Source organism: Spirosoma rhododendri, from assembly GCF_012849055.1.
Lineage (GTDB): Bacteria > Bacteroidota > Bacteroidia > Cytophagales > Spirosomataceae > Spirosoma > Spirosoma rhododendri.
Map to the genome: position 1 here is coordinate 4,310,323 of NZ_CP051677.1, position 25,065 is coordinate 4,335,387.

General features: G+C 57.5%; 21 protein-coding genes. 10 read left to right on the top strand and 11 right to left on the bottom strand.

From position 1 onward, the window contains the following. Positions 1–93: 93 nt before the first annotated feature. Genes HH216_RS17945 through HH216_RS17955 form a run of 4 tightly spaced genes read right to left on the bottom strand, consistent with a single transcriptional unit; the run spans position 94 to position 3,934 of the window. A complete protein-coding gene (locus HH216_RS17945; RefSeq protein WP_332871518.1) occupies positions 94–1,260 on the bottom strand; it encodes a TolC family protein in 1,167 nt (388 codons plus the stop codon). Continuing rightward, positions 1,212–1,541, bottom strand: a complete 330-nt coding sequence (locus HH216_RS26130) for a hypothetical protein (RefSeq protein ID WP_254448497.1) — start codon at positions 1,539–1,541, stop codon at positions 1,212–1,214. The genes HH216_RS17945 and HH216_RS26130 overlap by 49 nt, the downstream gene beginning before the upstream one ends. Continuing rightward, entirely contained in the window at positions 1,538–2,890 is a 1,353-nt protein-coding gene (locus HH216_RS17950) for an HlyD family secretion protein (RefSeq protein ID WP_169552043.1), read from the bottom strand. The genes HH216_RS26130 and HH216_RS17950 overlap by 4 nt, the downstream gene beginning before the upstream one ends. A gap of 36 nt (positions 2,891–2,926) precedes the next feature. Further along, entirely contained in the window at positions 2,927–3,934 is a 1,008-nt protein-coding gene (locus tag HH216_RS17955; RefSeq protein ID WP_169552044.1) for an ABC transporter transmembrane domain-containing protein, read from the bottom strand. Positions 3,935–4,310: 376 nt separating this feature from the next. Between HH216_RS17955 and HH216_RS17960 the strand changes: the two genes are divergently transcribed. Beyond that, positions 4,311–5,444, top strand: a complete 1,134-nt coding sequence (locus HH216_RS17960; RefSeq protein ID WP_169552045.1) for an efflux RND transporter periplasmic adaptor subunit — start codon at positions 4,311–4,313, stop codon at positions 5,442–5,444. 21 nt (positions 5,445–5,465) lie between these two features. Then, positions 5,466–8,570 carry an efflux RND transporter permease subunit gene (locus HH216_RS17965; protein WP_169552046.1) on the top strand — a complete coding sequence of 1,035 codons (3,105 nt, stop codon included), beginning with the start codon at positions 5,466–5,468 and terminating at the stop codon, positions 8,568–8,570. Between the two features lie 90 nt (positions 8,571–8,660). Here the strand turns inward: HH216_RS17965 and HH216_RS17970 are convergent, their stop codons facing one another. Next, a complete protein-coding gene (locus HH216_RS17970; protein ID WP_169552047.1) occupies positions 8,661–9,305 on the bottom strand; it encodes an SGNH/GDSL hydrolase family protein in 645 nt (214 codons plus the stop codon). Positions 9,306–9,480: 175 nt separating this feature from the next. Between HH216_RS17970 and HH216_RS17975 the strand changes: the two genes are divergently transcribed. Then, positions 9,481–10,089: an RNA polymerase sigma factor gene (locus HH216_RS17975; RefSeq protein ID WP_169552048.1), complete on the top strand. Its 609-nt coding sequence runs from the start codon at positions 9,481–9,483 to the stop codon at positions 10,087–10,089. Beyond that, positions 10,079–11,917 (top strand): hypothetical protein, encoded by a 1,839-nt coding sequence (locus HH216_RS17980; protein WP_169552049.1) that lies wholly within the window; start codon positions 10,079–10,081, stop codon positions 11,915–11,917. Before HH216_RS17975 ends, HH216_RS17980 begins: the two co-directional genes overlap by 11 nt. 90 nt (positions 11,918–12,007) lie before the next feature. On the opposite strand, the gene HH216_RS17985 is transcribed toward HH216_RS17980, so the two are convergent. The 3 genes from HH216_RS17985 to HH216_RS17995 all read right to left on the bottom strand — a co-directional run bounded on the left by HH216_RS17985 (position 12,008) and on the right by HH216_RS17995 (position 14,910). Next, on the bottom strand, positions 12,008–13,321 hold the full coding sequence (locus HH216_RS17985) for a PQQ-dependent sugar dehydrogenase (protein WP_169552050.1): 1,314 nt from the start codon (positions 13,319–13,321) through the stop codon (positions 12,008–12,010). A gap of 83 nt (positions 13,322–13,404) precedes the next feature. Continuing rightward, on the bottom strand, positions 13,405–13,836 hold the full coding sequence (locus tag HH216_RS17990; protein WP_169552051.1) for a GNAT family N-acetyltransferase: 432 nt from the start codon (positions 13,834–13,836) through the stop codon (positions 13,405–13,407). 129 nt (positions 13,837–13,965) lie between these two features. Then, positions 13,966–14,910: a threonine ammonia-lyase gene (locus HH216_RS17995; RefSeq protein WP_169552052.1), complete on the bottom strand. Its 945-nt coding sequence runs from the start codon at positions 14,908–14,910 to the stop codon at positions 13,966–13,968. A 149-nt stretch (positions 14,911–15,059) separates the two neighbouring features. On the opposite strand from HH216_RS17995, the gene HH216_RS18000 reads away from it, so the two are divergent. Continuing rightward, positions 15,060–15,986, top strand: coding sequence for a sugar phosphate isomerase/epimerase family protein (locus tag HH216_RS18000; RefSeq protein WP_169552053.1), 927 nt, complete (start codon positions 15,060–15,062; stop codon positions 15,984–15,986). Positions 15,987–16,060: 74 nt separating this feature from the next. Continuing rightward, positions 16,061–17,668 (top strand): aldehyde dehydrogenase (NADP(+)), encoded by a 1,608-nt coding sequence (locus HH216_RS18005; protein WP_174842720.1) that lies wholly within the window; start codon positions 16,061–16,063, stop codon positions 17,666–17,668. 65 nt (positions 17,669–17,733) lie between these two features. Here HH216_RS18005 and HH216_RS18010 read toward each other — a convergent pair whose 3' ends face one another. From HH216_RS18010 to HH216_RS18020, 3 genes are all read right to left on the bottom strand, one after another. Next, positions 17,734–18,435: an SDR family NAD(P)-dependent oxidoreductase gene (locus HH216_RS18010; RefSeq protein WP_169552054.1), complete on the bottom strand. Its 702-nt coding sequence runs from the start codon at positions 18,433–18,435 to the stop codon at positions 17,734–17,736. A 138-nt stretch (positions 18,436–18,573) separates the two neighbouring features. Then, entirely contained in the window at positions 18,574–19,338 is a 765-nt protein-coding gene (gene folE, locus HH216_RS18015) for a GTP cyclohydrolase I FolE (protein ID WP_169552055.1), read from the bottom strand. Further along, positions 19,301–19,717, bottom strand: a complete 417-nt coding sequence (locus tag HH216_RS18020; protein ID WP_169553435.1) for a 6-pyruvoyl trahydropterin synthase family protein — start codon at positions 19,715–19,717, stop codon at positions 19,301–19,303. Before HH216_RS18020 ends, folE begins: the two co-directional genes overlap by 38 nt. 330 nt (positions 19,718–20,047) lie before the next feature. Here HH216_RS18020 and HH216_RS18025 point away from each other — a divergent pair, with 330 nt between their 5' ends. From HH216_RS18025 to HH216_RS18040, 4 genes are all read left to right on the top strand, one after another. After that, entirely contained in the window at positions 20,048–21,133 is a 1,086-nt protein-coding gene (locus tag HH216_RS18025) for an MBL fold metallo-hydrolase (protein WP_254448498.1), read from the top strand. Between the two features lie 285 nt (positions 21,134–21,418). Next, positions 21,419–22,267: a hypothetical protein gene (locus HH216_RS18030; RefSeq protein WP_169552057.1), complete on the top strand. Its 849-nt coding sequence runs from the start codon at positions 21,419–21,421 to the stop codon at positions 22,265–22,267. Between the two features lie 72 nt (positions 22,268–22,339). After that, on the top strand, positions 22,340–23,698 hold the full coding sequence (locus HH216_RS18035) for a Gfo/Idh/MocA family protein (protein ID WP_169552058.1): 1,359 nt from the start codon (positions 22,340–22,342) through the stop codon (positions 23,696–23,698). A 95-nt stretch (positions 23,699–23,793) separates the two neighbouring features. Then, positions 23,794–25,017 (top strand): sugar MFS transporter, encoded by a 1,224-nt coding sequence (locus HH216_RS18040; protein ID WP_169552059.1) that lies wholly within the window; start codon positions 23,794–23,796, stop codon positions 25,015–25,017. Positions 25,018–25,065 lie beyond the last annotated feature (48 nt).

Genomic DNA, 25,065 nt, shown 5'->3' on the forward strand with positions numbered 1-25,065 from the left:
TGCGAGGGATCTTCGACAATGACGAATCAAATCGCCTATTACCGAAGATCCCTCGCAGGCTCGGGATGACAAAAACACTTCCCTAAATAACTTCTAAAGGGCTCCACCCGCTGCGTAGTACAGCTGAGCGACCGCTTTCTGATACTTGGCTTTTAGCTCCTCCCCCTTGATTCGCAGGTCGATGAGTTTGGTCTCGCGGGAATTGATAAGAAACAGGGAGCTTTCACCCAGTTCAAACTTAGCCTGCTCACCGCGCACCAGAATCGTTTGGTTCAGAATAGTCTGCTGTTGCACAATTACCTGCCGACCCAGCACCTGTAGCTGATTATAAGCCGATTGTACACCGTTCAGCACGTCGCGACCGGTTTGTTGCCGTTCGAGCGCCGTCTGCTGATTCTTCAGTTGCACCTCCCGTAGTTTACCTCGCTCCTTTCGCAGAAACAGCGGAAACACGACGTCGAGACCTACCTTGTAGTTTTGCGGTCGGAACGAATAATAGCTGCTCCAGTCGTACCGCTCATCAACGGATGGTGTCTGACTCAACAAGCTGGCACTCACCGCAACCTGCGGCTGTACCAGTGCCTGCCGCCACCGCTCTTCGAGCGTAAGCTGCCCGATTTTGGTATCGAGTTTCAGCAGTTCGGGGTGTTGCTGAGCGGCCTGTTCGAGCAGGGGTTGCAGCAACGTATCGGCGGCCACCATCGGCGAGGTGAGCTGCGGAATCGTCTGCTCGGGCAGTTCGGTGGGTTGCCCGTCGGCATTCCACAAGTACGTGTTTACCCGTAGCCGGGCGTTTTGTTCGTCGAGCACGGCCTGTTGCTGTTGTACCAGTCGATCCTGCACTGTGATCAAGGCTTCGGTTGTGTCGATGGTCGCGATTTCGCCCAGCAACGCTTGCAGGCGCAGGGCCTGAAACCGGGTGTTGGCCAGCTCGAAGCCTTCGGCCAGCAGCACCCGCTGCCGGTGCGCCAAAAACCAGTCCCAATAACTTTTAGCCGCGTCGTACAGTGTCTTGTTGACCAGCGACAGCCGGTCGGCTTCAGCCAGCGTCTGCGCCAGCCGGGCCTGCCGAACTGCGTTCCGCCGGGCGTCGATGAGCATCGTTTTGCCAATGGGCAAACTTAGCCCTACGCCCGTCAGGCCGGTGGGTGGCGTCCGTTCTTCAGGGTTTATGTAGCGCCCTCGCGGGTCGTTACGGTCGTACGAAATGTTCAGGTCGATACCCCCGGCCAGATCGGTACGGCCAGTTTGTTCTGCCAGTGATCGTAATAGAGGTCATTACCAAATTCCTTGCGGTCGTAGTGCGTTACCAGCTTGGGGTCGAACGCGCCCCGCGCCTGCATCAGCACCTGCCGGGCTTCCTCGCCGAACAACCCGGCCTGCCGGATGATCGGATGGTTTTGCCGGATGATCTCGTAGAACGTCTGCGCCGGAAAAATCGTCGTATCGATCGTGCGGGTGGGCGTTTGTGCATCGGCCCGCAGGGGCAACAGCGTGATCAGCATCGCCAGAACCCCGGCAATATGGGTAAGCCGACTCATGCTTTCAGCCCTTTCTCCGGCTCATCCTGTAAGCTCGGGGGAAAACCGTTCAGCAATCGCCACAGTTCGTACCAGATCGGTACGTTGTCGAGCATAACCCAGCCGTACACGCCCGACCCGATCCGCAGCTGTTTGGGCCACGGCTGATCACCAGCCTGCGTGGTCGGCGTAATCAGCATCCGGTAGGTGCCGTTGGTGCTGCTGACAGCGTCGATGACGGCTACCTTTCCGGCAAACGTACCGACGGCAACGCTCGGCCAGCCCGAAAACTGAATGGCAGGCCAGCCGTCGAACTGAAGCCGCACGATCCGGCCGCGCTCGATCAGCGGAACGTCCATTGCCCGAACGTACAGCTCAACGGCCAGCTGGGGCCGGTCGGGCTGGAGTGTCGCGATGGGCTCCCCTTCCTTGATCGTTTCGCCGATACCCGTTTTGGCGGGCTGCACCAGAAAACCGTTTTGCGGAGCCCGCACCACGTACCGATCCCGCCGGATGTCGACGTTCGTAATTTTGTTGCGGAGCTGCGCGATTTCGCCCTCCGTCTGTGTCCGGCTCGACACGGCCGAACTCCGGTCGGAGCGGGCTTTAGCGAGTTCTTCCCGGTACTTCGCTTCGATGGTGCCAAGGTCGAGTCGGGCGTTCAGGAGTGCCTGACGGGACGTCGACACCACGTTCTGCTCCGTCACGACGAGTGCGTTCTCCTGCTGCACCGTCCGACGACGCGTTTCCAGGTCAGTCAGCGAAATCAGACCATCCTGATACGCTTTTTCATAGCGGGCAATTCGGTCGAGGGCAATCTGATAGTTTCGCTGGGCAGCCTGTAGATCGGCAATGTCGGAGTCGAGTTTGTACTGCGCCTGCTTCACCCGGTTGCGCGCGGCTTCCAGGCTGACCTGTACACCCGCGTCGAGCGCGTTGATCTGCCCGGTCAGGGCCGTAATTTTCGCTTCGTAAGCGTCCTGCGACCCTTGTTTAGCGACTAGCTGTTCATCGAGTCGCTGGGGCAGGTTCGGATCGAAATACTCGTCTTTGATGTCGGAGATAACCAGCAGCGTATCGCCCTTCTTCACATAGTCGCCGTCTTTCACCAGCCACCGTTCGATACGCCCGGCTACGGCGTTCTGTACCGTCTGGGGGCGATCTTTGGGGGTCAGGGCCGTGAGCTTGCCCGTACCGTTGATGTTCTGCCGCCAGGGTAGAAACATGACGATGATGCCGACAATCAGAATAAACAGCATCCAGCGACCCAGTCGGCGGGCACTATCAGGATGCGGCAGTTCACGCAGTGTGTTGAGCGGATACCGGTCGAGATCGTCCGTATCGATTCGCTCGTTGGAAATATTTAACATAGTATGCGGTGGATTTTTACCAGTCTGGTGTGTGGGTTACTCGTGGTGTTCGGGCGCAATGGCCAGCGGCAGGTCGGTAACGTTGGCTACTTTCTCCACGCCCGACAGTGCGTCGAAGATGGTTTCAATACCGGTCAGGAATTTGTCGACGGACCCCGTAATGATTACAATTACCAGTTCCGACGCTACGAACTGCCCCAGCGACATCTGCCGGCTTACGACCAGCGTCGTTCCCATAATGAGCAGCCCGCCCACAACGATCACCTTAAAGGCCACGCCACTGTACAGGAATTTCTTGATCACGCTGAAATGCGCCTGCCGTTTGGCCACGTAGCCAGCCACCAGTTCATCCATGTACGCCATCGATTCGGCCTGAGTGTCGGGAATTACCGTTTTCTCCGGTAGATCGGCCGCCATTTGCTCCAAATGAGCCACTACCTTGTACTTGTATTTCGACTCGGCCAGACTCGTTTCGATACCGCTCGGCGACAGGATCTTGGTAATCAGCCAGACAGCGAGTACGACGAAGATGGCGAACGCAATGAAAATCGGGTGGTAGGCTACCAGCAGTAGCAGACCGAAGATGATCTGTACACTTGCCGTCGTCAGGTCGACCAGCAGTTTGGGCATGGCCTTCTGAATCGTCAGTACATCGAAGAAGCGGTTCATCAGTTCAGGCGGGTAATACGCCGACAGCGCTTCGGAGTCGATACGGGGCAGTCGATACGTGTACTCGAGCGCGGCCTTGGCAAAGACACGCTGCTGGAGAATTTCGACTAGTGTTTGCTGCGCGACCAGCAACAGTCCCGACACGATGATGCCGAAAATAACCAGCCCGATTAACACATAGATTGAACTGAAAACTGTACCGCTCGATACCAGTGTGAATACAGCCTGCGTGCCAAGGGGCAGCGACAAACTGATAAGGCCAGCTACGATAGCGTACAGATAAACGTAAATGATATCCTGTTTCTCGGTGGATAATAACCGGATGAGCCGTTCGGTGGGTGTTGGTTGTGGCTCGACTGTAGTGTTAACAGCCATGTGCGTATGAATGGAAACTTGTTTACGGCCGGTCGATCAACTCTGAGACCAACCAATTTTTTGTCTTTTTAACCTGTTTTTAACCCCGATTATTGTCACTTAGTTTCATTAATCCGGGTAGATAGCTGTGATTCTTCTCTTTTTGATGCCCTGATTCGTGCGGATTGTGTTTGTTTTTTGACGGTGGGGAAGACTACGCTCCTTAAACTAGTTTTTTGGGTATTCAGCTAAAAAAAACAGCAATTCAGCCGAAAACTCGCTTATCAATACGCATCAGTGCGTTGTTATCACGGACAGGGATTCTAGCTTTGTAAATGGGCACCAAACGCCCGAAGCACTCATTCAGTGTCTGTTCCTCCCCTGCAACGTTGTTTCTGTGAAAAGATGGATTGCTATCGGCCTCGTCGTGCTAGTGCTCGGCGGAATCATTGTGTACAATAAGGTACTGCACCCGGCCCCCGGCTCATCGCCCGGCGGAGGGGGCGGTGGCGACAAAAAAGGCGCACCCGGCAAAGAGGGGGGCGCTGGTAAAGGGCCTACGCCAGCCGTCAATGCCTACGTCGTGCGGGCGCAGGACATCAAAGAAAACGTTATCACGAGCGGCTCACTACTGGCCGCTGAACAGGTTGATATCTACCCCGAAATTTCGGCCCGTATCACACAGCTTACCATTCAGGAGGGTCAGCCCGTCGCGAAGGGGCAGCTGCTGGTAAAACTGTTCGACGCCGATTTGCGGGCGCAGTTGCAGAAGCTACAAGCCCAGGCCGACAACGCCCGGCGGACCGAAGAGCGAAACAAGCAGCTCCTGGCGCGGGGCGGCATCAGTCAGCAGGAGTACGACATTGTCACGACCAACCTACGCTCGTCGCTGGCCGACATCGATCTGGTGAAGGCCAATCTGCAACGTACCGAGATCCGGGCACCTTTTTCGGGTATCATCGGCCTGCGCAACGTCAGTTCGGGTGCACTCGTATCGCCCAATACGCTGATCGCGCGACTGCAACAGGTGTCATCGCTGAAACTGGATTTCTCGATTCCCGAAAAATACGGTCCGTCTGTCAGAACCGGATCGCTGATTTCGTTCCAGGTCGATGGCAGCAATACGACCAACCAGGGCACGGTATATGCCATCGAGCCGGGTGTGGAGGAGCAAACGCGCAACCTGCGGATACGGGCGCGGGTGGCCAACTCGTCGAGCCGGTTCCGGCCGGGGACGTTTGCCCGCGTAACGCTGACGGTACAGACCGACAATGCGCTGGTAGTACCAACGCAGGCCGTAATTCCGCAGACACGCACGAACCAGGTTGTCGTCATAAAAAACGGCAAAGCCCAGTTTAAAGATGTAACGACGGGCCTACGGACGGCCGGTTCGATTCAGGTCCTGTCGGGCCTGACCGCTGGCGATACCGTCGCGACAACGGGTCTGCTGTTCCTCAAGCCCGACGCGCCGGTGAAAGTAGGCAAAACGATTACCCTCCCCGGCGCGGGACCCAAAGTGGCAACAAAATAGAGTTGTAAAACTCAACGAACCATGAGTCTACCCGAACTAAGTCTGAACCGCCCGGTCTTCGCGATGGTGATGTCGATCGTCATCGTGCTGTTCGGGGTCATTGGCTTTACATTTCTGGGCGTACGCGAGTACCCGGCCATCGACCCGCCGGTGATTACCGTCCGCACCAACTATACGGGTGCCAACCCCGACATTGTTGAGTCACAGATTACCGAGCCGATTGAAAAATCGCTGAACAGCGTCGAAGGGATTCGGACTATTTCATCCAACAGCGCGCTGGGTGCCAGTACGATTACGGTTGAGTTTAACCTCGACGTGGATCTGGAGCGGGCCGCCAACGACGTACGCGACAAGGTAGCGCAGGCCCAGCGGCAGTTGCCGCAGGACATCGACGCCCCCCCGGTGGTAACGAAAGCCGACGCCAACTCCGACCCTATCATTTTCATGACCGTGCAAAGCACAACCCGCAACCCGACCCAGCTGTCGGACTACGCGGAGAACGTCTTGCAGGAGCGACTACAGACCATTCCTGGCGTTAGTCAGGCTAATATCTACGGGTTGAAGCGGCAGGCGATGCGGCTCTGGATCGACCCCATCAAACTGTCGGCCTACCGCCTGACGTCGCAGGATATCCAGGCGGCCCTGAACGCGCAGAACGTCGAACTACCCAGCGGTAAGGTGTATGGCAACACGACCGAGCTGACCGTAAAAGCCGTGGGTCGACTCACAACAGAAGAAGACTTCAACAACCTGATTCTGCGGCAGACGGCCAACCAGATCGTGCGGTTTAAAGACGTAGGCTACGCGACGCTGGGGGCCGAAAACGAAGAAACCCTCTCCAAACAGAACGGAGCCGTGGGCGTGATTCTGGTGCTGATTCCGCAGCCGGGTGCCAACTATGTCAGCATCGCCGATGAGTTCTACAAACGATTCGACGCGCTGAAAAAAGACTTACCAAGCGATATTCTGGTCAACGTCGGTATCGACCGGAGCACGTTTATCCGGCGCGCTATTGAAGAAGTGGGCGAAACGCTGATCCTGTCGTTCGTGCTGGTCGTGCTCGTCATCTACCTCTTCTTCCGGGACTGGCTTATCGCCTTCCGCCCCCTGATCGACATTCCCGTTTCGCTCATCGGCGCGTTCTTCATCATGTACGTGGCCGACTTCAGTATCAACGTACTAACCCTGCTGGGCGTCGTACTGGCGACGGGGCTCGTGGTCGACGATGGTATTGTTGTCACGGAGAATATTTACAAGAAAATCGAGCAGGGCATGGACACCCAGCAGGCGGCCAAAGAAGGCTCCAACGAGATTTTCTTTGCCGTACTGGCTACCTCGATTACGCTGGCGGTGGTATTCCTGCCCATCATTTTCCTCGAAGGCTTCGTCGGTCGCCTGTTCCGCGAGTTCGGTATTGTCGTGGCGGGGGCTGTCCTGATTTCGGCCTTCGTTTCGCTGACGCTGACCCCGGTGCTGAGCGTGAAAATGACCGCTAAAGACCACAGCAAACGGTCGTGGTTTTACCAGAAAACAGAGCCGTTTTTTCATTGGCTCGACACCAGCTACCGCGATTCGCTCGATGGCTTCATGAAAAAACGCGGCTGGGCGTTCGTTATGATTGCCGGTTGCCTGATTATGATCGTGGGGCTGGGCGCACTGCTCAAGTCGGAACTGGCTCCGTTGGAAGACCGGGGCCGCACCCGTATCGCCATCACATCGCCAGAGGGAACAAGCTACGAATCGCAGGCGAACGTGACCGACAAGGTGATGCAGTTTGTGCTTGACTCGATTCCCGAAACGCGGCTGGCCTTCAGCGTGGTTGCGCCTGGTTTCTCAGGGGCGGGAGCCGTCAACTCGTCTTTCGTGCTGGTCAACCTTACCGAACCCAACGAGCGGGTCCGGTCGCAGCAGGAAATCGTCGATTTTATCACGAAGAACCTGAAAAAATTCAGCGAAGCGCGGATGTTCGCCACCCAGGACCAGACGATTCAGGTGGGCCGGGGCGGTGGTCTGCCGGTGCAGTTTGTGTTGCAGAATCTGAACTTCGAGAAGCTGCGCGAAAAGCTGCCGATCTTCCTTGACGAAGTAGCGAAAGACCCGACGTTCCAGACCTCCGATGTCGACCTGAAGTTTAACAAGCCTGAACTGAACATCAGCATCGACCGGGAAAAAGCGACCAACCTCGGCATCTCGGTGCAGGACGTGGCCCAAACCCTGCAACTGGCCCTCAGCAACCGGCGGCTGGCGTACTTTCTGATGAACGGTAAGCAGTATCAGGTCATCGGGCAGGTCGACCGGCGAGACCGCGACGCGCCCGATAAGCTGCAATCCTTTTACGTGCGCTCGAATCAGGGCGAACTGGTTCAGCTCGACAATTTGGTGAAGTTTCAGGAGGTCAGCAGCCCCCCGCAGGTGTACCACTATAACCGGTTTAAGTCGGCGACGGTGTCGGCCAGTCTGGCACCGGGTAAAACGATTGGCGACGGTGTAAATGCTATGAACGCCATTGCCGCGCGGGTACTCGACCAAAGTTTCCAGACCGCTCTGTCGGGGCCGTCGCGCGATTACGCGGAGAGTTCATCGAACACCCTGTTTGCCTTCGGCCTGGCCCTGATTCTGGTGTACCTGATTCTGGCGGCTCAGTTCGACTCGTTCATTGACCCGCTCATCATCATGATTACCGTACCGCTGGCGTTGGCCGGGGCGGTGTTCTCGCTCTGGATGTTTAACCAGACGCTGAACATCTTTAGCCAGATCGGTATCATTATGCTGGTCGGGCTGGTGACGAAAAACGGAATTCTGATCGTGGAATTCGCCAATGAACAGCGGCTGACGGGTAAGAACAAATTCGACGCGGCCGTGGAATCGGCGGCCCTGCGACTCCGCCCTATTCTGATGACAACCCTTGTGGCGGCCTTCGGTGCGCTCCCGCTGGCCCTCGCGCTCGGGTCGGCTTCCAAGAGCCGGGTTCCGCTCGGTATCGTGATCGTGGGTGGGCTACTATTCTCGCTGGTGCTGACACTCTACGTCGTTCCGGTCATCTACACCTACATGAGCCGCAAGAAAGATATCGCCCCGGAAACGCCCGTCAGCGAGCCGACGCAACACCGCGAAGTGGTCGTTTAACGGTTTACATTGTTCAGTTTACATACTGATTAACAACAGTTTACATTATATAAACTGAACAATGTAAACAAACGATTTGTCTATTGTAAATTACTCGTTTTTTCGCACCCATCGTATAGCGACGATGGTAGGGGTGGCCTGATAAAAGTCGAACAGAGCGCGGCCGATGAGTTCGTGACTAATGGCGTTCAGGTACGCAGGGTGCCGGTCTAGGAAGTATTCATCGGTGGGGCGAACGTGCAAACTGGTGTCGAACATACTGAACCCCTGTTGATACCCTTCTCCCAGAAAAGCCCGACGCTGTTGCCGCCCCCACCACGTAAGATCCTGCGGCTGCTCAATGGGCAGCATAATCAGCACTTTGTGCCGTTGCGGCCGGAGCAGGGTAAGCATCGCCTGCCGGTAAGTCGCGGCATCATCCCGCATCGATTTACCGCTTACGACTGCTCGAATTTGCTGGCAAATCCGCTGCCAGCCCGTGGTCGGCTCAGTCGGGGTTGGCGGCTGGGATAAGGCGTCGGCACCACATTGCCAGATAATGAGGTCGTAGCGTTCCAGCGGCAACCGGACCAGTTGGGCGTGGCAGTCGGCCAGCGTTGGCGGGGAATGCAGTTCGACGGTGACCGGCTGTCCGGCCCGGCTAATCTGCCGAACAAAGTGCCCGACGAAACCAACCTGCCCGGCCGACAGACCAAAACCCGTTACGTGTGCGTCGCCGATGACCAGTATTTTCATGTCGCAATCGAAATAAACGGTGTCTGCTAGTCGTTACGTGGGCTTGTTTTCAAACGTGGCACACGACAGTAAGAAAATAGATCGTTTTATTGGCGCGATCTGATGCAACGGTTCGTTAGTTCAGCGCGTACCAGCATAGAGTCTATGCCACGTTCTATTTTAATCGACACCGGCCTTGCTGTTCAGAAAATCACCTTCATTTCAGGAAGCTGACCTCCCCAGTGTCATTCAGGCCTGCCGCTCCGGCGACGCACGCGCGCAGCGCACCCTGTTCAAACAATTTTTCGGCTACGCGAAAAGCATCTGCCTGCGCTACACATCCAGCCGGGAAGAAGCCGAAGACGTGCTGAATGAGGGGTTTTTGAAAGTGTTCCAGAACCTCGACCGATACGACGACGGGCAACCGTTCAAAGCATGGCTGCGTACGATTCTGGTCAATACGGCCATCAGTCATTACCGACGCAACCAGCGGTACGACAATCACAGTGATCTGGAGTCGGGCGAGCAGGTCGCCTTTGACGATAACATTGTCGATCGGATGGCGGCCGACGAGATTTTGGCGCTCGTACAGCAACTCTCCCCTACCTACCGCACCGTGTTTATGATGCACGTGGTCGACGGGTATACGCTCCACGAGATTGCGGGGCTGCTCGCGCACAACGAAGCGACAGTCCGCTCCAACTTTGCCCGCGCCCGGCAGAAATTACAGGTACTCATTAAGGAAGCCACACTACTCCACAACAATCCGAGCCCCGACGGCTCCATGCGCTATTATGAAAACTGACCGATTTGCCGATAGTATCCGGCGAAAGCTGGACAGTATCCGCCCCGAATTTTCCGAACGAGACTGGACGAAGATGCAGGCCATGTTGAAACAGACTGGCCCGCTGCCCAACGCAACGCCCACGCGGCCTCGTATGTTTTCGGGGCAGGCTGCCCGACTTATTGCTGCCGGTGCGGCCGGCACCGCCTTGTTTTTAGGTACCACCCTTTATCAGACCTATGAATTAAACCGTTTACGTAACTCGACCCAGCCAACGGGTCACACCACTGCTCAGGTCGACTCGGCCCGGACAATTACCACTGACACGTCGATGCTGACCCGCTCCGACCGATCTGCCACCGATACGGACGCTACCGACGCGCCCGAATCGGCACCGGCCGTGGTGCGGGATACGGTGTACATCGACCGCTACATCCGCGTTCCGGCAACCACCACCCCAGAGCGGACCGAGCGACTGGCGCGCACACCGAACGCAGCTATCGACCGGTCCACCGAATCAGTGGCTGATCGTGAATCCACGGCTGACCGTGACGTACCACAACGACGGTATACTTCGGCAAAACCAGCCCCGACCGCCAATCGACCGGTCGACGCTGTCGAACCAGCGACGGTTGCTGGCAACCAGCGCGCAACAACCCCAGCCGACCGGCCCAGCGGCTCAACCGAGCAACCGGGTACGAGTGAGTCGGGTATTCGTGAACCGGGCCAGCCGTCCAGAAATCAGTCGTCATCCCTGGCCCGCCAGTCGGGGGCTAACCGCGCCGGTGATCGTGCGGGAGCGGCCATCGACCGTAACACAGCCACGATCGGTCGGGACAAGCCGGTCGGTGGTAACGCAGGTGCGGGCAGCGGCTCGAACGGTACGTCTATTCCGTCCGGGAGTGAATCGGTGGCGGGCAGTAATACCCCCTCCATTTCCCGCACGGAAGTGATCGAGCGGATCGATGCACGGACAGATAAACCGGCGTCGGTAGCGGGCGAAATAGCCGGGCTGGCAGCCATCGTAGCCGAACCGATTCAGGTTCAGCCGGTTCTGGCAAGCAACATCGCCTGGGACCAGCGGTTGCTGCAACGCAGCCGACGCATGCGCCCAGCGCGGACTGTCGTCGTGGGTGGGCCGACACTGGCCAAATCCAGCGAGGAGCAGGCCGCTCCGGAGAAGCCCGCCCGCCAGTCTGCGCCGTCACTCGTAAAAGTCCGGATCGGTGCTGGCAGCGATCTGAACGGCCGGTTGTGGAGCGCCGGTGGCTACGCGGAGTTACTTGCCGGCAAACACGTTACGTTCAGTATCGGAATCAGCCGGGCCACGTTCGACAATGGCAACTACATAACCGAAGGGATCTTTAACCAGCGGTACCAGGCCGGACTCGTAGGTGGCCCCGCGGGGTCAGATTTCCGCCGTGAGTTTGGTTTGGAAAAACGAATCGATCCCCGGCATGAGATCATCAACATCGGTCTGCAAACCGTCCGGCTTGTCATGCCACTTACCATCGGCTATCGACTGCCGGTCAGTTCGTCGTTTGCCATTACGCCAACGCTCGGAACGATTCTTAACCTGCAAAGTCAGGAGCAGGTGTCGTACATCATCCGTCGTCCGCCCAGTATGCCTCCTTACGGCTATGGGTCGGAATACAGCTCGAATGCGGATTGCCAGTATCGCCCGGTTTCGATGCTGAACAACGTCACGCTGGGTGCTACCGTCGAATGGCAGCGGAAACACTGGGGCATACAGGCCGGCCCAATTCTGACCATTTCGTCGCAGCCTGACCCGGACTGGGTCAGCAGCCTGTCGGGCGGACTTCGGGCGCGGGCTTTCTTCCAGTTTTAAGAAGCCTTTCTGCCAAAACAACGTTACTACCAAACAGAAGCGGGGAGCCTGATAATCAGGCTCCCCGCTTCTGTTTGGTAAGGCTACCGCCTAGCTCCTGGCCGATACGCGCCAGATGCGGTTCGATACGTCGTCGGTGACGAGCATCGCGCCGTCGGGCAGTACGGTTACCCCCACCGGCCGACCGTACACGTCTTTGTTGTTGCCGACGATAAAGCCCGTCAGGAAGTCTTCGGGCGTGCCGGGCTTACCATCGTTGAACGGCACAAACACAACTTTGTAACCCGACAGTGTCGACCGGTTCCAGGATCCGTGCTGACCGATAAACGCGCCGTTCTGGTACTTAGCCGGGAAAGCCGATTTGTTGTAAAAAGCCAGTCCGAGCGATGCCGTATGCGGCCCCAGCGGTACGTCGGGCACAACGGCTTTTTTAACCAGATCGGGGCGTTCGTCTTTCCGGCGCGGGTCAACATTCTGTCCGTAATAGGAGTACGGCCAACCGTAGAAAGCCCCTTCTTTCACGCTCGTCAGGTAATCGGGCACCAGCTCGTCGCCCAACTCATCGCGCTCATTCACAGCCGTGTACAGTTTGTTGGTAGTCGGTTGCCAACCCATCCCGACCGGGTTCCGCAGGCCGCTGGCGTAAATGCGCTCGTCCGTACCGTCGGGGTTGATTTCCAGAATGTTGGCCCGGCGAACTTCGTTCTCCATCCCGTTTTCACCAACGTTGCTCCCCGACCCGACCGACACGTAAATTTTCTTGTTATCGGGGCTGGCCAGCAGGTTGCGGGTCCAGTGATTGTTATACCCACCGGCGGGCAGCGACAGGATTTTTTTACCCGGCGCGGTCATTTTCGTTTGCCCTTCCTTGTATGGGTACATCATCAGGGCATCGGTGTCGGCCACGTAAAATTTATCGCCGATGACCAGCATGCCGAACGGTTGGTTGAGCCCCGTCAGGAACACTTCGCGCATGTCGGGCTTACCGTCTTTGTTGGTATCGCGAAACACGGTGATCCGGTTGGCACTCGCTCCCGACCGTTCCGATTTGTCCCGGCCCGTCACGGCGTTGATGACTTCTTTCTTGATGCCTTTCCGCTCGGTGTTGGCTTCCGCCACAAACACGTCGCCGTTGGGGGCTACGTACATCCAGCGGGGGTTCACCAGGTCCCCGGCATACTCGGTGACGGTGAAACCGGCGGGTGCCTGCGGTGTTTTTCCGGCGGGCCAATCCACTACGTTGCTGAAGTTTTTCGCTGATTTCGTTGCGTACGGCGCTGGCAGCACAAGCGTCGTGTCAGCCGTTTCGACCCGTTCGGCCGTGCCCTCGCTTTTCTTTTTGTCGCTACAGGCGGCAAACGTGGCGACGAGCACAGCCGCCAGTAAGAGTGCTTGTTTGTTCATGTTGAGTCAATAGACCCCGGCTTTGTTTTGTTGCCGGCTATATATACTCAACCAACTAAACGGGTATACAGTTTAAGGCAATGTTAACCCGCATTCTCCGTCAGCGCAACCGAGTAGGCTGCGTAGGGAACGGGGCCTTTGTAAAACACGTCGCTGACGGGCTGCATCCCGAACCGGCGATAAAAATCGGCCGCGTCGAGCCGGGCGTCGCACCAGAGCCGGGTTGCCTTCATGCGCCGGGCTTCGGTCAGTATGTGCTGCATGAGCAGCGTACCGATCCCCTGCCGCTGGTAGTCGGGGTGGGCAGCGAACTTCCGAAACCGGGCAACCGTCTGCCCGTTGTCGGGATAGACAAACAGCGAGATTACCGCGACGAGCTTCTCATCCAGAAAAGCGCCGTAGTGGTGCCCTTCGTGATCGTTATCGACCCGCACGTATTCGTACGGCTTATCGGGCCACAGCACCGTGTGCCGCAGCGGGTACGTCTGCTCCGGGGTAATCGACTGAATTAGCATAGTATATACAGACAGTTCTTTGGACAGGATTGACAGGATTTGAATCTTCTTTTCTGTAGCCGCGAAATCCTGTCAATCCGAACGTCGGCCCGGCTGTAATCCTGTCCAATAAAATCCCGTCAAAAAAAATTAAAACGGCAACTTACCGAGGTCGACGTTGCCGCCGGTCAGGATGATACCGATTTTTTTGCCTCTGAACAGGTCGGGGTAGCGCAGGACCACGGCCAGTGGCACCGCGCACGACGGTTCGATGATGATCTTCATCCGCTCCCATACCAGCCGCATGGCCGCGACGATATCGGCGTCGGGCACGGTCAGGATCTGCGATACGTGCTGCCGAATGTAGCCCAGCGTGCGTTCGCTCAGGCGGGCCGTCAGGCCATCGGCGATCGTGTCGATGTAAGGCGCACTTTCCAGTCGGCCACTCTCAAACGATAGCACCGCGTCGGCAGCTCCGGCTGGCTCGCAGCCGATAACGCGGGTCGTGGGCGACAGGTAATGCGTTGCCAGCGCGGTACCGCTGAGCAGCCCGCCCCCACCCACCGGCGTCAGGATCAGATCGAAGGGCGGGTTGTTATAATCGGCGATCAGTTCGACGGCCGCTGTCGCCTGCCCGGCAATAACGCGGTCGTCGTCATAGGGGTGTACAAGCACCGCCCCCGTCTGCGCCATGACCGCCTGCACACCGGCTTCGCGGGCCGCCTGCGTGGGTTCGCACTCGACCACCTCGGCTCCGTAGCCGCGCACCGCTTCTTTCTTCACCTGCGGAGCCGTGCGCGGCATCACGATATAAGCGGGCATGGCCACCTGCCGGGCGGCATACGCAACGGCCTGTGCGTGGTTGCCCGACGAATGGGTAGCAATCGCCTTTCCTTCCCGGCTGTCCGCGACCTGCAACACGGCATTCAGGCCGCCACGGGCTTTGAATGCCCCAATTTTCTGGAAGTTTTCGCACTTGAAAAACAACGATGCCCCTGTCTGCTCATCGATAGTGTGGTTGGTCAGAACGGGCGTATGGTGAATATGCGGCCGGATGCGATCGTGAGCCGCGAGAATAGTGTCGAGCGAAATCATAGCTGGTAGAAAAGTGACCAAAGTACGTATAAAACTGGCGCAACCCGACCCCGGACTTTACGGGCTGTTGCCGGAGGGGCCGTTCGTTTGTTTTTTCGCGGGGGAAAGCGGTCTTTTGTAAGTAAAAGAAACCCTTTTTCCTGACCAATATGAACGCTACCCGACGTGATTTCATCAAACAAACGGCCGGTTCGCTGGCGGCCCTGAGCCTGACGCCAACGCTCTTCGCCGAAGCTGCACCCCGCAAGCTGTTTTTCGACATTTCATTGGCCGAATGGTCGCTGCACAAAGCCCTGTTCGCCAAAAAAATCACTAACCTCGATTTCCCGGCCATTGCCCGCAAGGAGTTCGACATCAGTATCATCGAGTTTGTCAATCAGTTTTTCAAAGACAAAGCGCAGGACAAAACCTACCTCGCCGATCTGCTGACCCGCTGCAAGGATAACGGCGTAACGAATCACCTGATTATGATCGACGGAGAAGGCAACCTGGGCTCGACCGATAAAGCCGAACTCACCAAAGCCGTTGAGAATCACTACAAATGGGTCGAGTGCGCAAAGTATCTAGGCTGTAAAACCATCCGGGTCAACGCGGCCGGTGAGGGCACGGCGGAGGAAGTCAGCAAAGGCGCTATCGAGGGACTGAGCCGGCTGGGTGAGTTTGCCGGCAAAACGGGCATCAACGTCATCGTCGAGAATCACGGCGGCTACTCGTCCAACGGACAGTGGCTGGCCAACGTGATGAAGCAGGTCAACCGCAAAAACGTGGGTACGCTGCCCGACTTCGGCAATTTCTGCATCAAACGTAACGCCGACCACAGCTGCGCCGACGAGTATGACCGCTACACTGGCACCAAAGACCTGATGCCCTACGCCAAAGGGGTGTCGGCCAAAACGTTCAACTTCGACGGCAGTGGTAACTGCGTCGAAACAGACTACCCGCGCATCATGAAGATCGTAAAAGACAGCGGCTTTAAAGGCACGGTCGGTATTGAATACGAAGGAGATACGCTGAACGAATACGACGGCATCCGCAAAACCAAAGCCCTGCTCGAACGCGTCGGGCCGATGGTATAATTGGGTTTAAGGGGTAAGGTTCAATGTTTAATGTGCTGAACCTTACCCCTTAACCATTGAACTTTAAACACGCTATGCTTACTCAGAATCAACTCAACGTCAGCTTTATCGGCCAGGAAGCCGTTCAGGGCGACGGGTTGCCGTTTATGGCCTACGCACCCGCTGCGGGGGAATCGCTGCCCGACGGGTTTACCAATGTTACGGCCACTCAGGCCAACGCAGCCGTCGAGAAAGCGGCTGCGGCTTTTGGGCCGTACAGCCAGTTGCACCCCCACAAACGGGCCGACTTTCTGGACGCTATCGCGAGTCAGATCGACGCGCTGGGTGATGAACTGATCGAGCGGGCGGTGCTCGAAAGTGGCCTGCCAACGGGCCGGATTACGGGTGAGCGCGGCCGCACGATGGGGCAGCTCCGCCTGTTTGCCAGTTTGATCCGCGAAGGCTCCTGGGTCGACGCCCGAATCAACCCCGCCCTCCCCGACCGGCAACCCCTGCCACGCCCCGACCTGCGGCAGATGCTGGTGCCGCTGGGGCCGGTAGCCGTTTTCGGTGCCAGCAACTTCCCACTGGCATTTTCCGTCGCCGGGGGCGATACCGCGTCGGCGCTGGCGGCTGGCTGCCCGGTCGTATTCAAAGCGCACCCGGCACACCCCGGCACCTCGTCGCTGGTGGGTGAAGCTATCATTGCTGCCGCCAAACAGACCGGTATGCCCGATGGTACGTTCTCGCTTCTCCACGCTGACAATGAGGTGGCGCAGGCGCTGGTCGCCCATCCGGCCATCAAAGCGGTGGGCTTTACCGGTTCGCGCCGAGGTGGACTGGCCCTGCTGCGGGTCGCGCAAAATCGCCCCGAACCCATTCCGGTTTACGCCGAAATGAGCGCCGTTAACCCGGTTGTCATTCTGCCGGGGGCCATCGCCAATCAGGAAGGACCGTCGTCGGCCGCAACGGTCGCCGGGGGTCTGGCGGCTTCGATTACGCTGGGTGTCGGGCAGTTCTGCACCAATCCGGGGCTGGTTTTCCTGCTCGACTCACCCAACACCGATGCTTTTCTGGACACGGTATCGGAGAAGATTCGGGCATCGGCACCCGCCACGATGCTGACCGATGGCATTCGGCAGGCATTCGAGCAGGGTATCGACCACCTGGCCCTGATGCCGGGGGTTCATCGCCGGGCCGAAAGCGAAACCAACGCTCAGCCCAACCAGAATCAGGGTCGGCCAACGTTGCTGACAACGACCTCGTCGCAGTTTATGGCGAACGCCGAGCTGGGCGAAGAAGTGTTCGGTCCCAGTTCGCTGCTCGTAGTCTGCGAATCGGAAGCCGCCCTGCGCGACTGCCTGAGTCAGCTCGAAGGTCAGCTGACCGCCACGCTCTACGCAACGACCGATGAACTCCGGCAATCAGACATGAACTGGGTCGAGCTGTTGCAGGCGAAAGCCGGGCGCGTGCTGTTCGGCGGCTTCCCGACCGGTGTGGAGGTCAGCGAAGCCATGACCCACGGCGGACCCTACCCCGCTACTACCGACGGAGGCCGCTCGACCTCGGTCGGGACGGGGGCTATCCTCCGCTTCGTACGGCCCGTCAGCTACCAGAGTTTCCCCGACGACCTGCTGCCGCTCGCGCTGCAACAGGCCAACCCGCTCGGCATCCGGCGCATGGTCGACGGCAAGCCGGAATAGGTTGACAAGTCAACAAAAAAGGGTCAATTCGTAATGAATTGACCCTTTTTTGTTTGAGTAAAGCTTTATTTCAAACTTCCCATACCGCCGTCGACGCCGATAATCTGCCCCGTTATCCAGCTGGCTTTATCGTCGAGCAGGTAAGCGGCCATGCTGGCAATGTCGTCGGGTGTGCCAACCCGGCTGAGCGGATGGCGTTTGTTGGCGGCATCGCGCCGTTCGTCGGTGCTGAGCAGGTTGGTTGCCAGCGGTGTGTCGGTGAGCGACGGTGCAACGGCGTTGACGCGAATTTTCAGCGGAGCAAACTCAGCCGCCAGCGACTTCGCTAGTCCTTCAACAGCCGATTTCGCCACCGATACCGACGAATGCAGGCCCATGCCGAGTTTGGCGGCAACGGTACTGAACAGCACGATACCGGCTCCTTTCGCCATTTTGAGAGCCGGAAACGAGGTATGAATAGCCGCGATAGCCCCCATCACATTGATTTCCAGATCGGCCCGGTAGTCGGCGGGTTCAAGCCGCTGAAATGGTTTGAGGTTGATCGTGCCGGGGCAGTACACCAGTCCATGCAGCACGTCGGGCAGGCTGGTCAGCGCGTCGGCAGCGGGCGTCTGGCTGACGTCCCACGTCATGTGTGTCGAGTTGATGCCGTCGGGCTGTTGCCGACCGGCGGTAAACAGGGTGGCTCCGGCAGCTTGCAGTTGCTGGGCTAATGCGTGACCGATGCCCGAGCTGGCACCGATAATCAGGATATTCTTACCGTTCATGCCGACACAACGGGTTGTACGGCTGGATGGTTATAAAGTTATAAAATCGTAGGATTGTAAAGCTGCTGGCGCGTCTTGGCTGACGCCGGATGGCAACTTTACAACCCTACGACTTTACAACTATTCAACTTTAAAACTCTATCCAATATACCGCAGCAGCTCCTGCCGGGTGGCTTCGTCCTCGAACTTGCCGCTGTATGAAGCTGTGATGGTCGTTGAGTTGAGGTCCTGCACCCCCCGCGTTGATACGCACAGGTGTTTAGCGTCGATGATAACGGCCACGTCGTCGGTTTGCAGCACCCGCTTCAGTTCGTCGGCAATTTGCATGGTCAGGCGCTCCTGCACCTGCGGCCGTTTACTGTAGTATTCAACGATTCGGTTCAGCTTCGACAGCCCGATCACCTTGCCGCTGGATATGTACGCAACGTGCGCTTTACCCAGAATCGGCACAAAGTGGTGCTCGCAGTACGACTGTACGTTGATGTCTTTCTCAACCAACATCTCGTTGTACTGAAACTTGTTGTCGAACAGCGTCGCTACTGGCTTGTTGTCGGGGTTGAGCCCTTTGAATATTTCGTTGACGTACATCTTGGCCACACGCCGGGGCGATCCTTTCAGGCTATCGTCGGTCAGGTCGAGGCCCAGTACGTTCATGATCTCCCGAAAATGTTCTTCAATCAGGTCGATTTTGGTGTCGTCGTCAAGATCAAACGCGTCGGGGCGCATCGGTGTGTCAAGAGCAGCCGCACCGTGAACGTCACCGATTTCGTCGGCCAGCAGGTGATCGACGTCATGCCCGTTGTAGCCCTGCCCGTCGCGGTGAATGCCGTCGCGGTGGACACCGTTTGCATGCCGGTTTCCGTCACTAGGCGGGGTATTCGACGAAGTTCCGTTCGGTTTCATAGAGTCTTATTTTGAGGTCGAGCCCCTGAGGTAAGTGGCTTCGCAGCCGGTGGTAAATAACGATGGCGATGTTTTCGGCCGACGGATTAAGGTCAGCAAACTCGGCCGTGTCGAGGTTAAGGTTTTTGTGATCGAAGTGGTCGGTGACCCGCTCTTTAATCAGGTCGCCCAGCACCTTCATGTCCATGACATAACCCGTTTCGGGGTCAATCGGGCCGGTGACCTGCACAATCAGGTCGTAATTATGACCGTGGTAGTTGGGGTTGTTACACTTGCCATAGACCCGCGTATTTTTCTCGTCGGACCAATTGGGATTGTGCAGCCGGTGGGCCGCGTTAAAGTGTTCCTTCCGAAACACCGCCACGCGGGGCATGTCCATGCCGGGCATGTCCATGCCGGGCACATCCATGCCGGGCACATCTACAGGGAAAACATCATTCATAGAAGCAAATCAAGTCAGGTATTCAGTCGGTCGCCCGGACAAAGGGTGTGTACTACGCGATCGACTGTCGGGCTATGTGGTCAGATATCCCCTTCGTATTAACGCATTCCCAACAGATTGTTCATCGATTCGGTTCGATCATATCCGGCGCAGGGCCGGCCGACGAGCTGTATGAATGGGTAACGGAGCAGCCGCTTTGGTGCCGTAGCTCAGGAACCGAAGCCCACCCGAACCGGTTTGCCGGATATGTTTTCCTTCCGCCGTTTCATGGTAGCGACAATTCTCATTCTAGCCGTTCTGGCCCTTGGCGTCTTTTTATTCCTACAGTCGCAGCCGTTCGGACGCAATCCAGCCGGTGATCGGCTCGCCCGCATCCAGCGTTCCCCGCACTACCGCGATGGCTCGTTTCAGAACATCGAACCAACCGAGGTCATGCGTCAGGAAGCATCGAAGCTGGAGATGGCCCGTGACTTTTTCGACAAACCAGCCGACAACGTTCCGCAGCATCCGCTGCCCACCGTCCGCACCGACCTGACTACCCTGCCCGACAGTACGCCCACCGTTGTCTGGTTCGGGCACTCCTCATACCTCATCAAATCAAACGGCACGACGATTCTGGTCGACCCGGTATTCAGCGGCTATACAGCCCCCGTGTCGTTTTTCAGCAAAGCATTTCCCGGCACCAACATCTACAGTGCCGACGACATGCCGCCAATCGACATGCTGATTCTGACGCACGATCACTACGACCACCTCGATGCGGCCACGTTGCCAAAGCTGCTGCCGAAGGTAAAGAAAGTGTACACCGCACTGGGCGTAGGGGCGCACCTTGAGCGCTGGGGATACACCCCCGAGCAGATCGTGGAATTCGACTGGTGGGAAAACCACACCGTCAGCGACAGTATCAGCCTGACGGCCACTCCCGCCCGCCACTTCTCGGGGCGCAGCCTGACGCGGGGCAAAACCCTCTGGACATCGCTTGTGCTGAACCTCAACGGCTACCGGCTGTTTATCGGGGGAGATTCGGGCTACGACAAACAGTTCAAAACTGTCGGCGAGAAGTTCGGTCCGTTTGATCTGGCAATGCTCGAATGCGGGCAATACGGCAAAGACTGGCCAAACATTCACATGTTTCCCGAGCAAACCGCGCAGGCCGCCCACGACCTCCGCACCAAGCTGCTACTGCCCGTACACTGGGGGAAGTTTGCCCTGTCGGTGCATTCGTGGAATGAGTCGATCAAACGACTGGAAGCGCAGGTACTTAAAACACCTCTGCCGCTGGTGACACCCCGGATCGGCGAGCCGTTCAGCCTGGGTGGTTCCTACCCGCGCCAGCCGTGGTGGAACGACTAGTGCCTCAATGTCACACAAAAAAGCCGTCTCAATAGAACGTTGGGACGGCTTTTTGCTTACGTATCGAGTACCGTTACCTGGCCCGATACAGTTGCGAACTGGTGTGGATAGAATGGCAAGCCAGATCGGCGCTAGTTGGATAACCACCTGGCTGGGTTGCTACACAAAAATATATATGTCCATACTGGGCCCGCCGTTTGGTTTCTCGTTTACCTTACAGTAAACTCTCGTTTCTATTTAGCCCGTTTTCCTGTTTGTTCCCGTTTACTTCCCGTTTCTTTCGGCATGGAAATCGACAGCCACCCATCTACCGGTAACGAAACAATTGCCCTTCGCGAGGGTATAAAACGGAAGTACTATACCTTCCACGAGCGCGATCAGGACCGGTTTCCTGACTTCGATTTCAACACCAACCGCGCCAACTACGAACCACTGCGAACGGCCTTCGACGACGAGTTTTACCTCGTGCGGGGGCTGCACAGGTCCAACGCCACCATTCATATTCCAAGCACGAATACGCTGGCGCTGCTCTTCACCGACAATAGCTACGTTCCCAGCCGGAAAATCCTGAACACATGCCGCTCGTTCGCCTACGAGCGAGTGGTGCCGCCTGATGACGTACCGGCACCCGTTCCTGCTTCTCAACCGCCCCCGCGCAGGCTGTCTGGCTGGTATGTGGCTGCCGGTTTACTTTTGTTGACTATCATTGTGGGCGGGTATGTTCTGTACCGGCGCCCATCCGCCGATCTGCGGCCTGATAAACTGGTTATTTCGTCCCCGCTGCATGGGCAGGTCGTTCCCCGAAGGCCGTTCGTGGCCGGTAAGGTTGCCAATGCCGACACGGTCTGGATCGTGGTTCGGCCGGTTGCGCTGGGTGCTAAATGCTACGTGCAGCCGCCGATTCCGGTGCGCCCCGATGGCACGTGGCGCGGGCAGGTGTTTATCGGTGGGCTCGACGCCCTGAACATTGGTATGGCCTTCGAGATCCGGGCATTCGTCAATCCACCCAGCATGTACGAAGCCATTCTCGAAGAAGAGCGGGATACGTTCGTTACATGGCCCGGCGATGCGGAGTTAGCCACACCGTCAACCGTCGTTATTAGAGGCCCCGAACCGGCAAAACCAGCGAAATAACGCGTATCTTGCTGTCTGTCGGGTCAAGTTTTTCCATCACTCATTTCTACCAACGTTAATCTACAGTTCTGTATGAGCCAGCCAACTCGTCGCGACTTCATCAAAACCACCGCCCTGACCGGCGCTGCGGCCACCGTATTCCCCACCTTTCTGACCGGTGCCAAAGCGCCGAAAGCCACTGTTCGACTCGGCTTTATTGGCGTCGGCCTGCGGGGGCGAAATCACGTGCAGCAGGCGTTGTTCCGCGACGACGTAGTCATACCAGCGATCTGCGACGTTGATCAGGCCAGTATTGCCGCGACCAATGAGCTGTTCAAAAAAGCCGGTCGCCCGCTGCCGGAAGCGTACGGCAAAGGCGACAAAGCGTTCGAACAAATGCTGAAACGCGACGACCTCGACGGCGTGGTGATTGCGACACCCTGGGAATGGCACGTGCCGATGGCCGTCGCAACGATGAAAGCCGGGAAATATGCCGCCGTCGAAGTATCGGCAACGGTGACGCTTCAGGAATCGTGGGATCTGGTCGACGCTTCGGAGAAAACGGGTATGCCCTGCATGATCCTGGAGAACGTCTGCTACCGGCGCGACGTGCTGGCGGTGCTGAATATGGTGCGGCAGGGGCTGTTCGGCGAGATGACCTACGCCCACTGCGGCTATCAGCACGACCTGCGGGGTATCAAATTCAACGACGGCAAAGGCCACGGCGCCGGGGCAGAGTTTGGTAAGAACGCCTACTCAGAAGCCCGCTGGCGCACGCAGCACTCCGTCGACCGCAACGGTGATCTATACCCGACACACGGGCTGGGACCTGTTGCGCACTGGCTCAACATCAACCGGGGCAATCAGTTCGTCCGCCTGACGAGTATGGCCACCAAAAGCCGGGGATTGCACAAGTACGTTGTCGATCACGGCGGGGCCGATCACCCCAACGCAAAAGTCAATTTCAAACTCGGCGACGTGGTGACCACCATGATCGAATGTGCCAACGGCGAAAACATCGTTATCATTCACGATACCAACTCGCCCCGCCCCTATTCGCTGGGCTTCCGGGCGCAGGGTACGCAGGGCATCTGGATGGACGACAACGACATGATCTATCTGGAAGGCGTTACGCCGAAGGCCCACACTTGGGAACCGTTCGCTGCCTACCAGGAGAAATACGACCACCCGCTCTGGAAGCGACACGCGCAGACGGCCGAAAGCAGCGGGCACGGCGGCATCGACTTTTTCGTGCTGCGGGCCTTTATCGAAGCCGTCAAAGCGAAAGGCCCGGTTCCCATCGACGTCTACGATGCTGCCGTCTGGAGTGCCATCAGCCCATTATCAGAGCAAAGCATTGCCGGGGGCAGTAAAGCCGTTGACATTCCTGACTTTACACGGGGAAAGTGGAAAACAAATAAGCCTGTTTTTGCCCTAAACGACGCATTTTAAACCGACCTATTGCAGAATTACGGTTGATTTCGTTTATTTTGTAAAAAAATTTAAAATATTCCTCCGTTTCGGTTTAATCGCTTCTGCATCTCGGTATGACACCAACCGCCCCCCCGCCCAAAACCAGTTCATACGTCGGACCGCTGCTGATTATTGGCGCGCTGTTTTTCATTTTCGGCTTCGTCACCTGGGTCAACAGCGTACTGATTGCCTTCTTCAAGCAAGCCTTTGCCCTCAGCACCGTCGGGTCGAATCTGGTGGCCTTTGCGTTTTTCATCTCCTACACGCTGATGGCCATTCCATCATCGGCGGTGCTGAAACGGACGGGATTTAAAAACGGAATGTCGCTGGGACTAATCGTCATGGCCGTGGGTACGCTGATTTTCGTGCCGGCTGCCAACGCCGTGTCGTACCCCCTGTTTCTGGTCGGGCTGTTCCTGATCGGTATCGGCCTGACGGTACTGCAAACAGCCTCAAACCCCTACGCAACGATTCTCGGACCGCGTGAGAGTGCCGCCCAGCGCATCAGCTTTCTGGGTATCGCCAACAAACTGGCGGGTATCATCAGCCAGCTTATTTTCGGCAACCTGCTGCTAACCAGCAGCGAATCGCTCAGCGCAGCCGACTCACTGGCGCGGGTTGTTACGCCATATCTCATCCTGACCGGCGTGCTGATCGTGCTGGCGGTGCTGATCCGCTTCTCGACGCTGCCGGAGGTTTCGGAAGAGCAGGACGACACACCGGGCGACGTGGCCACGCACGACAGCGTCTGGCAGTTCCCAAACCTCGTGCTGGGCGTGCTGGCCCTGTTCTGTTACGTCGGTGCGGAAGTCATTGCGGGCGATACGATCATCAACTACGGCAAAGCACTCGGTTTCGACAATGCCGAAGCCAAATACTTCACGACCTACACACTTTACGGTCTGCTGGCGGGTTACGTGCTCGGCATCGTGCTGATTCCCCGCGTGATTTCGCAGCAGACGGCCCTGCGCTTCGGCGCGGCTTACGGGCTGGTGCTGACTACGGCAACGCTGTTTACCACTGGTTTTACGTCGGTGTTGTGTGTGGCACTGCTCGGCTTCGGTCTGGCTCCGATCTGGCCTGCCCTCTGGCCACTCGCTCTAAACCGGCTGGGCCGGTTCACTAAACTGGGCTCGGCCCTGCTCATCATGGGCATATCGGGCGGTGCCATTCTGCCGCTCGTACACGGCTACCTGACCGATACGTACAGCGCGCAGTCGGCTTATGCCCTGCTGCTGCCGCTGTTCGGCTTTATCCTGTACTACGCCATATCGGGCCACAAGCGTAATAGCTGGTAGAACTAGTTCGTGGTTTGTCGTTCGTGGTTCGTGGTTTTTCCGAATCGC